We start from the raw sequence: 11,553 nt of genomic DNA, 5'->3' as shown, positions 1-11,553 counted from the left end.
CCGCGCTTGATCCAGCCGGTCGCGTAGAGGCCCGGCACGGGCGTGCCGTCGGCATCGAGCACCCGCCCCTCCGCGTTCGGCACGACGCCCCGTGCCGCGTCGAACGGCACGCCGGGCACGGGCGAGGAGAGGTAGCCGATCGCCCGGTAGACGGCGCCGACCTCGTACCGCACGAGCTCGCCGGTCCCGACCATGCGGCCGAGCGGATCGGAGGCCGTGCGCTCGAACTCGATGCCCTCCACGCGGTCCGTGCCGACGACGCGGACCGGGCGATGCCGGAAGTGCAGGTGGATGCGCCGGGAGGCCCCGGCGGACGGACGCTGCGCCCAGTCCGCGAGAGTGCGCACGATGATGCGGCGCTGCGAGAACTGCTCCAGCATGCGCGAGGCATGGTCGTCGAGCTCGAGGTCGGCGGGATCGACGATCACCTCCACGTCGTGCTGCTCCCCGAGCTCGCGCAGCTCCAGGGCCGAGAAGCGCACATCGGCGGGGCCACGACGGGCGAACAGGTGCACGTCGCGGACCCGGCTCGCGGTGAGCGCGTCGAGGATGTGGTCGGGAGTGTCGGTCGACTCCAGCGCCGCGGCGTGCTTCGCGAGGATGCGTGTGACGTCGAGGGCGACGTTGCCCGCCCCGAGCACGGCCACGGACTCCGCCTCCAGGCCCCAACCCTGCGCGACGTCGGGGTGCGCGTCGTACCAGGCCACGAACTCCGCGGCGCCGAACGATCCGGGAAGCTCCGCTCCCGGCACGTCGAACGCCACGTCGCGGTCGGCTCCGGTCGCGATGACGACGCCGTCGTACGCCCGGCGGAGCTCGTCGACCGTCACATCGACACCGACCTCGACGTTGCCGCGCAGCCGGATGCCGGGCTGGAGGAGCACGTCGTGCAGCGCGTCGATGATCTTGCGGATGCGCGGGTGGTCGGGGGCGACGCCGTAGCGGACGAGCCCGTAAGGTGCGGGGAGCTTCTCGTACAGGTCGATGGCCGCCTCCGGCACCTGCGCCCGGAGCAGGTCGGCGGCGTAGATGCCCGCGGGGCCCGCGCCGACGATGGCGATGCGCGGGGTCACTCGTGCACCTCCTGCGGCGGGAGCGCGGCGATGAGCGGGTGGTCGTGACGGATGAGTCCGGTGCGGGCAGCGCCGCCAGGCGAGCCGATCTCGTCGAAGAACTCGACGTTGGCCTTGTAGTAGTCCTGCCACTCGTCGGGGAGGTCGTCCTCGTAGTAGATCGCCTCGACGGGGCACACCGGCTCGCACGCTCCGCAATCCACGCACTCGTCGGGGTGGATGTAGAGCGACCGCTCCCCCTCATAGATGCAGTCGACGGGGCATTCGTCGATGCAGGCCTTGTCCTTGAGGTCGACGCACGGCAACGCGATCACGTACGTCATCGCGACTTCTTCTCTGTCCCACTCACGCCCTCCACCGTAAAACCTCAAGCGCACTTGAGGTCAAATCGAGACCGAGACCCCGACCTCTCGCCGAGACCCCGCCTCCGCCGCGCGGACACGACGGGGTCTCGGCGGGAAAGCGGGGTCTCGGGGAATCAGGGGTCAGGAATCAGGACGGGGAGATCTCGAAGGGGGCGGAAAGGAGGTGATCCTCGCGGGAGCTGGGGCCGACGAGGAGCGTGAAGGCACCGGGCTCCACGGTCCGGACGCCGGCGGCGGTCACGATCGTGCAGTCCGCGACGGGGACCTCGATCCGCACGCGCGCACTCTCCCCCGGCGCGAGGTCGACCTGCCGGAAGGCCTTGAGCTCGCGGTCGGTCCAGCTCACGCTCGTCACCTCGTCCCGCACGTAGGCCTGCACGGTCTCGCGGACGGGCCGGTCCCCCGTGTTCGTCACGGTCACGTGCCCCACCACGGTGTCGCCGAGGAGCAGCTCCGTCTGCTCCAGCTCCAGCTCCGCGTACGCCACGGTCGTGTACGACCGGCCCTCGCCGAAGGCCCACGCGGGCGCCTGGGTGAGGTCGGCGTAGCGGTCGCCGTGCTGACCGCGGATCTGGTTGTAGTAGGTGGGCTGCTGCCCGACGTGCCGTGCGAACGAGATCGGCAGCCGGCCCGAGGGCTCCACGGCACCCGTGACGATGTCGGCGAGCGCCCGCCCGCCCTGCATGCCGGGACTGGCCGCCCAGACCACCGCCGCCGCCCGCTGCACCGAGGGCGGGAGCACGAGGGGCTTGGACGCCAGCAGCACCACGACGACGGGCTTCCCGGTCTCGATGAGCGCGTCGAGCAGGGCGTTCTGGCCGCCGATGAGCTCCAGCGTGGCCGTGGACCGCCCCTCACCCACGAGCTCGATACGATCGCCGACCACCGCGACCACGACGTCCGCGGCCTCGGCGGCGGCCACCGCCTCCGCGATCAGCGCAGGATCCGGCGGGCACGGCTGCACCACGCGAGGACGCGGCTGGTTGTCCGGGAAGTGCGTGCCGCGGGGGTCGTCGGCGAGCGTGAGGATGTCGGCGCCGCGTGCATGCGTGACCGTCCACGCGTCCACTGCACGGAGGCCGTCGAGCACGGTCGTGATCATCTCGCGGGGCTGTCCGTCGAGCCAGCCCGCCTGGCCCGAGCCGCCGGCCCAGTCGCCGAGCTGCGTCTGCGCGTCGTCCGCGAGCGGTCCGGTCACCGCCACCCGCAGCGGTGCCGCGGCGTCCAGCGGCAGCAGTCCGTCGTTCTCGAGGAGCACGAGCGAACGGCGGGTGATCTCGAGGTTGAGGTCTGCGTGCGCGGCGCTGCCGACCACGGCGGACACGTCGTCGCGGGGCAGCCGCGGGTCCTCGAAGAGCCCGAGCTCGAACTTCAGCGTGAGGATGCGGGAGACCGCGTCGTCGAACGAGTCCTCCGGCAGGAGCCCCCGGGCGACCGCGTCCAGCGCCCCCTCGAAGAACCCCGGCGTGGTCATCACCATGTCGTTCCCGGCGCGCACGGCCGCGGCCGCGGCATGGGTGAGGTCGGGCTGCACCCGCTGCTCCCACACCATCCGGCCCACGTTGTCCCAGTCGGTGATGAGGGTGCCGGTGTAGCCCCACTCGCCGCGGAGCACGTCGCTGAGCAGCCACTCGTTCAGCGTGATCGGCACCCCGTCGGTCGTCTGATACCCGAGCATGAACGTCCGGCAGCCCTCGCGGGCGACCCGCTCGAACGGCGGCAGGAACCAGGAGCGCAGCTTGCGCGGGGAGATGTCGGCCTCGCTGGCGTCGCGTCCGCCCTGCGTCTCCGAGTAGCCGGCGAAGTGCTTGGCTGTGGCGAGGATGGCCGTGGGGTCGTCGAGCCCGTCACCCTGATAGCCCCGCACCATGGCCGAGGCCAGCTCGCCGATCAGGAACGGGTCCTCCCCGAACGTCTCCCCGACCCGCCCCCAGCGCAGGTCGCGGGCGATGCACAGCACCGGTGAGAACGTCCAGTGGATGCCGGTCACGGCGACCTCCTCGGCCGTCGCCCGCGCCACGCGCTCGACGAGTGCCGGATCCCAGGAGGCTGCCATGCCGAGCTGCGTGGGGTAGATCGTGCCTCCGGGCCAGAACGAGTGGCCGTGGATGCAGTCCTCGCCCACGAGCAGCGGGATGCCGAGTCGGGTCTGCGCGACCAGGGCGGCGGCCCGCCGCAGACGCTCGTCCGAGGCGTGCAGGATCGACCCCGCGTGCCGCCGGAGCACGTGGTCGTCGATGTCGTCGCGGGCGTCGAGCTGGAGCATCTGCCCGACCTTCTCCTCCACCGTCATCCGGTCGAGGAGGTCGGCCACGCGTTCGGGGATCGAGAGAGCGGGGTCCTGGTAGGGGAGCTGCGTGGTCAGAGTCTGAGAGGTCATCACTTCGTGTTCTGGTTCGTGTGCGGTGTCGCGGTGTTCGAGGAGTCGGTCGTCTCGGAAGCGCCCGGCGAAGTCGCCGACGATACGGGATCGGGGGCCTTCGTCGGCAGGGGCACGCTGCGGACGGCCGTGACGGCGTCGTTCACGTTCAGCCCCTTCTTCTTCATCGCCCTGGCCCGCTCGCCCGCCGAGCGCAGTCGCGGGTTGACGTACTCGTCGATGCCGAAATTGATGAGCGAGAGCGCGACGCCGATGATCGCGATGCACAGCCCGGCGGGCACGTACCACCACCACAGCCGCGGGAAGGCGCCGTTCTGCTGCGCCCAGAACAGGATGGTCCCCCAGTTCAGGTTGCTGACGGGGATCACGCCGATGAAGGCCAGGGTCGTGAGACCGAGGATGGCCGCGGTCACGGTGCCGACGAAGCTCGACGCGATGAGCGCCATGAGGTTCGGGAGCATCTCGACCGTGATGATGCGGCGCAGCGGCTCGCCGTTCGCCCGCGCGGCCTGGATGAAGTCGCGGTTGCGCAGCGACATGGTCTGCGCGCGGAGCACGCGGGCGCCCCACGCCCATCCCGTTATCCCGAGCACCGCGGCGATCACGATCAGCGGCGGGTTCTCGAACTGCGAGGCGATGATGATGATGAGCGGGATGCCGGGGATCACCAGGAACACGTTGGTCAGCGCCGAGAGCGACTCGCTCTTCCAGCCGCGCACGTAACCCGCGATCACACCGATCGTGATCGCGATGATCGTGGCGATGAACGCCGCGAGGAAGCCGACGACGATCACCCCGCGGGTGCCGTAGATGATCTGGCTCAGGACGTCTTCGCCCATGTGCGTCGTGCCCAGCCAGTGCTCCCAGGAGGGTGGCTGACGCAGTGCCGTGCGGTCCTTCTGGGTCGGTCCGTACGGGGCGATCCACGGGGCGAAGATCGCGATGAGCACGAACGCCCCGAGGATGAGGAGCCTGGCGATCGACTTGGGGTTGCGGAACATCGCGAACGCCTGCGCGAGCTGCGACCAGAAGGTCTTGCGCGGTGGCGTTCCCGCCGGCGGGGTGCGCAGCGTGGCGGTCTCGGGCATGCCGGACACGACGGCCGATCCGTCCGGCGCCGTGTTCGCTGCGGTGGTGGGAACGGTCATGTCAGGACTCCATCTGGCGCGTGCGCGGGTCGAGGTAGGCGTAGACGACATCGGCGAGGATGTTGGCCACTAGCACCGACAACGTGATCACGAGGAACACGCCCTGCATGAGGGCGAAGTCCTTGGCGTTGGTCGCATCGAGCAGCAGCTTGCCGACACCCGGATAGCTGAAGACCATCTCCATCACGATCGTGCCGCCGACGATGAAGCCGATCGACAGCGCGAAGCTCTGGATCTGCGGCAGCACCGCGTTGCGGGCGGCGTAGCCCCAGAGCACCCGCTTGTTGGGCATGCCCTTCGCCTGCGCGACCGTGATGTAGTCGTCGTCCAGCACCGTCAGCATCATGTTGCGCATGCCGAGCACCCACCCGCCGAGTGAGGCGACCACGATGGTCAGCGCAGGGAGCGTGCCGTGCATGATCACCTGGCCGATGAAGTCGAGGCTCCATTCCGGCGACTGTCCCTTGTCGTAGGCGTGCGACGAGGGGAACCACTTCAGGGTCGAGGAGAAGATCGCGATGGCGATGAGTCCCAGCCAGAAGTACGGGATCGTGTTGAAGAACGTCGTCACCGGGATGATCGCGTCGAGCTTGCTGCCGCGCTTCCACCCCACGACGGCTCCGAGCAGCGTGCCGATCGCGAACGAGATGACGGTCGCGATGCCGACCAGTCCGAGCGTCCAGGGCAGGGCGGCGGCGAGCACCTCGGCGACCGGCCGCAGACCGTGCAGGGTCGAGATGCCGAGGTCGCCGCGCAGCAGCATTCCCCAGTACTCGAGGTACTGCTGCCAGATGGACTTGTCGGTGTCGATGCCGAGCAGCACGCGCAGGGCCTCCGCCGCCTCGGGGCTCACGGTGCGGTTGCGCGCGAGGTACGAGCTGACCGCGTCGCCCTTCATGAGGCGGGGCAGGAAGAAGTTGATCGTGATCGCCGCCCACAGCGTGAACAGGTAGAACGCCGCGCGACCGGCGAAGAAGCGCCACGGCACCGGTCGCCTGGTGCGCTCTGCCCTGGTCGCCGTGGTGCCGACCTCGAGGGCATCGCGGGCGACGAGGTCGTTGTCGTCGAGCTGGGGGAGAGCGGAGCTCACTGCGCGCCTCCGTTCGATGCCGCTGCGGCGAAGTGCTTCTCCGGATCGGGGGAAGCCGCGCGCAGCTCGCGGGTGTAGGGGTCCTGCGGGTTGAGGATCACATCGTCGGCGGTGCCGTACTCGACCACGCGCCCCTGGTTGAGGACCATGATCTCGTCGCTGAAATGACGGGCCGTGGCCAGGTCGTGCGTGATGTAGAGCACGCCGAGCCCCTCCTCGCGCTGCAGGTCGGCGAGCAGGTTCAGCACGCCGAGCCGGATGGAGACGTCGAGCATCGACACCGGCTCGTCGGCGACGAGGAGCGACGGCCGCGAGGCCAGGGCACGGGCGATGGCCACACGCTGTCGCTGACCGCCCGACAGCTCGTGGGGGCGGCGGTCGATCACCGCGTCCGCATCGAGGCGCACCCGGTCGAGGAGCCGACGCACCTCGTTCTCGGTGTCCTTCTTGGGCACCACGTCGTCGAGACGGATCGGACGCTCCAGGTGGTAGCGGATCGAGTGGTACGGGTTGAGCGAGGCGAACGGGTCCTGGAACACCATCCGCAGCTGCTGGCGATACCGTCGCAGGCCCTTACCGCGGCGCGGGATCGGCGTGCCGTCGAGCAGCACCTCACCGCTGGTCGGGGTCTCGAGCTGGGTGAGGATCTTCGCGATCGTGGACTTGCCGCTGCCGGACTGTCCGACCAGGCCGATCGTCTGGCCGGACGTCAGAGTGAAGCTCACATCGTCGAGGGCCTTGATCTGCCCTGCGCCTCGGACGTTGTACGCCTTCGTGACGTGGCGGAACTCGAGGGTGGTCATCGCACCAGCACCCCTCTCTCCCCGGTGAGCCGGGGGAACGACGACAGCAGCGTCTTCGTGTACTCGTGCTCCGGCTGCGTCCAGATGCGCTCTGCCGTGTCGAGCTCGATGATCTCGCCTTCGCGCATGATCGCGATCCGGTCGCTGATCTCCAGCAGGAGCGGCAGGTCGTGGGTGATGAAGATCACCGAGAAGCCGAACTCGTGCCGCAGGTGGGAGATCTGCGTGAGGATCTCCCGCTGCACCAGCACGTCGAGCGCAGTCGTCGGCTCGTCCATGACCATCAGCTGCGGACGGAGCGCCAGGGCCATGGCGATCATGACGCGCTGACGCATGCCGCCGGAGAGCTCATGCGGGAAGGAGCGCACCCGCTGACGGCCGACCTTGACGATCTCGAGCAGCTCCTCAGCCTCGGCCCGCCGCTGCCTGCGGTTCATGTCGGGGCGGTGGATCTCGAATACGTCCTCCAGCTGCGACCCGATCGTCGCCACGGGGTTGAGGGCGTTCATCGCGCCCTGGAACACCATCGACACCTTGTCCCAGCGGAACCGCTGCATCGCGTCGACGTCGAGCGCGTTGATGTCGATGTCGATGCCGGTCGCATCGTGGAACGTCACGCTGCCGCCGGTGATGACGGCCGGCGCGCGCAGCAGGCGCTGCACCCCGTAGGCGAGCGTGGTCTTGCCGCATCCGCTCTCCCCGGCGAGGCCGAGGATCTCGCCGCGCTGCAGTTCGAGGGTCACGTTCTTCACCGCCTCGACGGGCGGATCGACGTCGTACACGACGGAGAAGTCGCGCACGGTGAGCAGAGGGTCTGGCATGGGGTGTCCTTCGTCGACCTGGTGGGGAGCCCGAGCCGCGTGACCGGACCGGGCTCCCCTTCGGGTGGTGCTTACTCGGCGGGCTTCAGCTTCGTGAGGATCTGCACGATGTTCGGCTGCGTCGGGTCGGCGGACGCGTAGGTGTCGGTCTCCGACGGCCAGCCAACGTAGTTGCGCGTGTTGAACTCACCCAGCAGCGGGTGGGCGCCCAGCGGGATGGCCGGCACCTGCTCCGAGAAGATCGTCTGCAGCGTGTCGATGGCGGTTGTGCGCTCCTCGTCGGACGAGGCGTTGGCGTAGGTGTTCAGCGCGGCGGTCGCCTCCGGGTCGTCGAAGCGGCCGAAGTTGAAGCCGGCCTTGCCCTCGGGTGAGATCCAGCGCGGGTCCATGGTCGAGGTGTACAGGCCGTACGCCGTGCCGCTGTCCTCCAGCCAGTGGATGATCGCGGAGAACGTGCCGTTGTCGCGGGGGTCGGCCCAGCCGCCCCAGTCGGGCATGTCGATCTTGACCTCGGCACCGATGCCGTCCTTCACGTCCTCGGCGATGAGCTCCTGCGCGGTGTTCCAGTCGCTCCAGCCGGACGGGACGGAGAGCGTGAACGAGACGGGCGTGCCGTCGGGGTCGATCAGGGCGTCGTCCTTCCAGGTGTACCCGGCGGTCTCCAGCAGGTCACGCGCCTTCTCGGCGTCGACCTTGTAATCGACGCCCTGGAACTCGGGCTGGATCTCGTCTTCGAGGATCGACGACAGGCCCGTGACCGACCAGACGGCCTCGCTGGCACCCTCGCGCGCGATGTCGACGTAGGCGTCGCGGTCGATCACCCAGGCGAGCGCCTGACGGAAGGCGGGGTCGTCAAACGGCTTCTGCTGCAGGTTCATGAACAGCGTGGCGGAACCGGTGGTCGGGGAGGCGAGGAACTTGTTGTGCTCGGGGTCGGCCGAGAGGAACTGCTCCTCGATCTGCGGGATGAACGCCTGCGCCCAGTCGGCGTCGCCGTTCGCGAGGGCCGTGGTGAGGGCGGTGTTGTCGCCGTACGAGACGTAGTGCAGCTCCGGCACGGCGAGGTCGCCACCCCAGTAGTCGTCGCGTGCGTCGAGCGTGACCGACTCGGTCGACCAGTTCGCCATCGCGTACGGGCCGGTGCCGACGAGGTCGTCGCCCGTGACGGGGTCGGTGGCCGGGTCGTCGAAGTTCTCTCAGATGTGCTTCGGGACGATCGGCACGTGCAGCACGCGTGCCTGGTTGACGTACTTGGAGTCGCCGAAGCTCAGCACGACCTTGTCGCCGTCGACCTCGGCACCCTCGAACTTGAGGCCGGCGGTGTCGAGGGCGGGGATCGAGGCGGTCTCGAAGGAGAAGACGATGTCGTCGGCCGTGAACGGCTCGCCGTCGCTCCAGGTGACGTCGGCGCGGGGGACGACGGTGAGCTGCGTGTAGTCGTCGTTCCACTCGAGGCTCTCGGCGAGCCATGGCGTGGTACCGCGGTCTCCCGTCTGGTTCACCAGGGCCAGGGTCTCGAACACGACCTTGGCGTAGCCGTACTTCGACGCGGCGGAGTCGCCGACGAACGGGTTGTTCGACTCGGTGCTGATCGCGCCGTCCGGCTTCGCGATGGTGAGGGACGCGGAGCCGGCGCCGTCGCCGTCGCCGGATCCACCGCCAGCCGAGCATCCGGCGAGCGCCGAGACGCCGAGGACGGCGACCGCGCTGGCGGCGATCAGGGTTTTCGTGAGCTTCATTGCTTCTCCTTGGGCACGGGTCCTTGTGCGGCGTCGCGGCCGAGGGATCGCCACCGGCCGCCGCTTTGCTTACTGTCGAGAAAGTAAGCTGTGGAGAGGTTACCGAGGAGTAAGTTGGTTGGCAAGCAGAGCGGGACGACGGGAGGTGGGCTCATGACGGACGACGTGCACACGGTACGGGTGCGCCCGGCGACGCGGGAGAAGCGCGAGCAGATCCTCAAGGCGGCGGTCGAGATCTTCGGCAACAAGGGCTCCACGAACGGCACGCTCGCCGATGTCGCCGAGCAGGTCGGCATCACGCACGCGGGCGTGCTGCACCACTTCGGGTCGAAGCAGAAGCTCCTCCTCGAGGTGCTCGCCTACCGCGACCAGGCCGACGTGGCCGACCTCGCCGAGAAGCACATCCCCGACGGGCCGGAGCTGTTCCTCCACCTCGTCCGCACGGCGTTCGCCAACGAGAGGCGGCCGGGCATCGTGCAGGCCTACACGGTCCTCTCCTCCGAGTCGGTCACCGACGACCACCCCGGCCGCGAGTACTTCGAGGAGCGCTACACGACCCTGCGACGGGAGGTCGCGGCGGCGTTCGGAGAGCTCTGCGCCCAGGAGGGCGTGACCGAACCCGCGACCGTCGCCGCCGCCTCGGCCGCCATCCTCGCCGTGATGGACGGCCTGCAGCTCCAGTGGCTCCTGCATCCCGAGGTGATCGGACTCGGCGAGACGAGCGAGTTCGCGATCCAGGCGATCGTGAACGCCGTGCTGCGTCCGGGACCGGCCCTGGAGTCCTACGTGCACTGACCCTGCCGAGACCCCGCGTTCCCGTCGAGACCCCGCGCTCCCGGCGCGGCGAAGCCGGGGTCTCGGCGGAACGCCGGGGTCTCGGCGCACACCCGGCTAGGCTCTGGCCATGACGATCGACCTCGAAGCGCTCTACATCGACCTGCATCAGCACCCCGAGCTCTCGTTCCAGGAGACGCGCACCGCCGGCATCGCCGCCCAGCACCTGCGCGACCTGGGCCTCGAGGTCGAAGAAGGCGTCGGGGTGACCGGCGTGGTCGGGGTTCTCCGCAACGGCGAGGGTCCGGTCGTGTGGGTGCGCGCCGACATGGACGCGCTCCCGGTCGAGGAGCAGACGGGCCTCGCCTATGCGAGCACCGCGAGAGGCGTCGACCCCGCAGGCACGACTGTTCCCGTCATGCACGCGTGCGGCCACGACATGCACGTCACCGCGATGATCGGCGCGGTCGAGAAGCTCGTCGCCGAGCGCTCCGCATGGTCGGGCACCCTCGTCGTGCTCATCCAGCCTGCCGAGGAGTACGGCGCCGGCGCCAGGGCCATGCTCGACGACGGCCTGCTCGCCCGCTACCCGAAGCCCGACGTGGTGCTCGGCCAGCACGTCACCCCGCTCCCCGCCGGGATCATCGGTGTGCGCAGCGGCACCCAGATGGCCGCGTCGGACGGTCTCACCGTCACCCTGCACGGCCGCGGCGGGCACGGCTCCCGCCCGCACGCCACGATCGACCCCGTCGTGATGGCGGCCGCGACCGTGATGCGCCTGCAGACGATCACCTCGCGCGAGATCGACCCGCAGGGCGTGGCCGTGGTGACGGTCGGCTCGATCCACGCCGGGCTCAAGAACAACATCATCCCGGCCGAGGCGAAGCTGGAGCTCAGCCTCCGCTACCCGAACGAGGACGTGCGGGAGAAGGTGCTGACGAGCGTCGAGCGGATCGTGCGCGCCGAGGCGATGGCGTCGGGGGCGGAGCGCGAGCCGGAGATCCACACGCAGCACACGCTCCCCGCCACGATCAACGACGAGGAGGCGACGGCGCGGGTCTCGTCGGCGCTGCGTCGGGCGCTCGGGGAGTCAGCCGTCGTCGACCCCGGCATGTTCACCGGCAGCGAGGACGTCTCCTGGTTCGCCCGCGACGCCGAGGTGCCGCTCGTGTTCTGGTTCTGGGGCGGCGTCGACCCCGCTCGGTTCGCCGAGGCCGTCGCGGCGGGGACCGTGGAGAAGGACATCCCCACGAACCACTCGCCGTTCTTCGCGCCGGAGATCCATCCGACGATCGAGGTCGGCGTCACGGCGATGTCCGCGGCCGCCCGCGAGTTCCTCGCCTGAGCCGGGTCGGGCTGC

General features: G+C 69.7%; 9 protein-coding genes and 1 pseudogene. 2 read left to right on the top strand and 8 right to left on the bottom strand.

Annotation, left to right across the window (positions count from 1 at the left end; translation table 11 throughout):
- The 8 genes and pseudogenes from B2W79_RS14120 to B2W79_RS14085 form a co-directional block, all read right to left on the bottom strand.
- A partial coding sequence (locus tag B2W79_RS14120; RefSeq protein ID WP_292790365.1) for an FAD-dependent oxidoreductase occupies nucleotides 1–1,073 on the bottom strand: 1,073 nt, incomplete at its 3' end.
- Nucleotides 1,070–1,396, bottom strand: a complete 327-nt coding sequence (fdxA, locus tag B2W79_RS14115) for a ferredoxin (RefSeq protein ID WP_025103996.1) — start codon at nucleotides 1,394–1,396, stop codon at nucleotides 1,070–1,072. The genes B2W79_RS14120 and fdxA, both read right to left, overlap by 4 nt.
- 169 nt (nucleotides 1,397–1,565) lie before the next feature.
- Complete coding sequence (locus B2W79_RS14110; RefSeq protein WP_292790362.1) at nucleotides 1,566–3,818, bottom strand: glycoside hydrolase family 3 N-terminal domain-containing protein; 2,253 nt, start codon at nucleotides 3,816–3,818, stop codon at nucleotides 1,566–1,568.
- Nucleotides 3,818–4,966: an ABC transporter permease gene (locus B2W79_RS14105; protein ID WP_292790359.1), complete on the bottom strand. Its 1,149-nt coding sequence runs from the start codon at nucleotides 4,964–4,966 to the stop codon at nucleotides 3,818–3,820. Before B2W79_RS14105 ends, B2W79_RS14110 begins: the two co-directional genes overlap by 1 nt.
- A 1-nt stretch (nucleotide 4,967) precedes the next feature.
- Nucleotides 4,968–6,056, bottom strand: coding sequence for an ABC transporter permease (locus B2W79_RS14100; RefSeq protein ID WP_071327826.1), 1,089 nt, complete (start codon nucleotides 6,054–6,056; stop codon nucleotides 4,968–4,970).
- Nucleotides 6,053–6,859, bottom strand: coding sequence for an ABC transporter ATP-binding protein (locus B2W79_RS14095; protein WP_071327827.1), 807 nt, complete (start codon nucleotides 6,857–6,859; stop codon nucleotides 6,053–6,055). Before B2W79_RS14095 ends, B2W79_RS14100 begins: the two co-directional genes overlap by 4 nt.
- Nucleotides 6,856–7,680, bottom strand: a complete 825-nt coding sequence (locus B2W79_RS14090) for an ABC transporter ATP-binding protein (RefSeq protein ID WP_292790356.1) — start codon at nucleotides 7,678–7,680, stop codon at nucleotides 6,856–6,858. Before B2W79_RS14090 ends, B2W79_RS14095 begins: the two co-directional genes overlap by 4 nt.
- Nucleotides 7,681–7,751: 71 nt before the next feature.
- Nucleotides 7,752–9,419, bottom strand: a pseudogene (locus B2W79_RS14085) (ABC transporter substrate-binding protein).
- Nucleotides 9,420–9,572: 153 nt separating this feature from the next.
- On the opposite strand from B2W79_RS14085, the gene B2W79_RS14080 reads away from it, so the two are divergent.
- Both B2W79_RS14080 and B2W79_RS14075 read left to right on the top strand, forming a co-directional pair.
- Nucleotides 9,573–10,214 (top strand): TetR/AcrR family transcriptional regulator, encoded by a 642-nt coding sequence (locus tag B2W79_RS14080; protein WP_292790354.1) that lies wholly within the window; start codon nucleotides 9,573–9,575, stop codon nucleotides 10,212–10,214.
- A 109-nt stretch (nucleotides 10,215–10,323) separates the two neighbouring features.
- Nucleotides 10,324–11,538: an amidohydrolase gene (locus tag B2W79_RS14075; RefSeq protein ID WP_292790351.1), complete on the top strand. Its 1,215-nt coding sequence runs from the start codon at nucleotides 10,324–10,326 to the stop codon at nucleotides 11,536–11,538.
- Nucleotides 11,539–11,553 lie beyond the last annotated feature (15 nt).

The sequence above is a fragment of the Microbacterium sp. UBA7513 genome (assembly GCF_002478345.1).
Classification (GTDB): domain Bacteria; phylum Actinomycetota; class Actinomycetes; order Actinomycetales; family Microbacteriaceae; genus Microbacterium.
The sequence above is the reverse complement of the archived record's forward strand: the minus strand, read 5'-3'. Positions and strand labels throughout refer to the sequence as shown.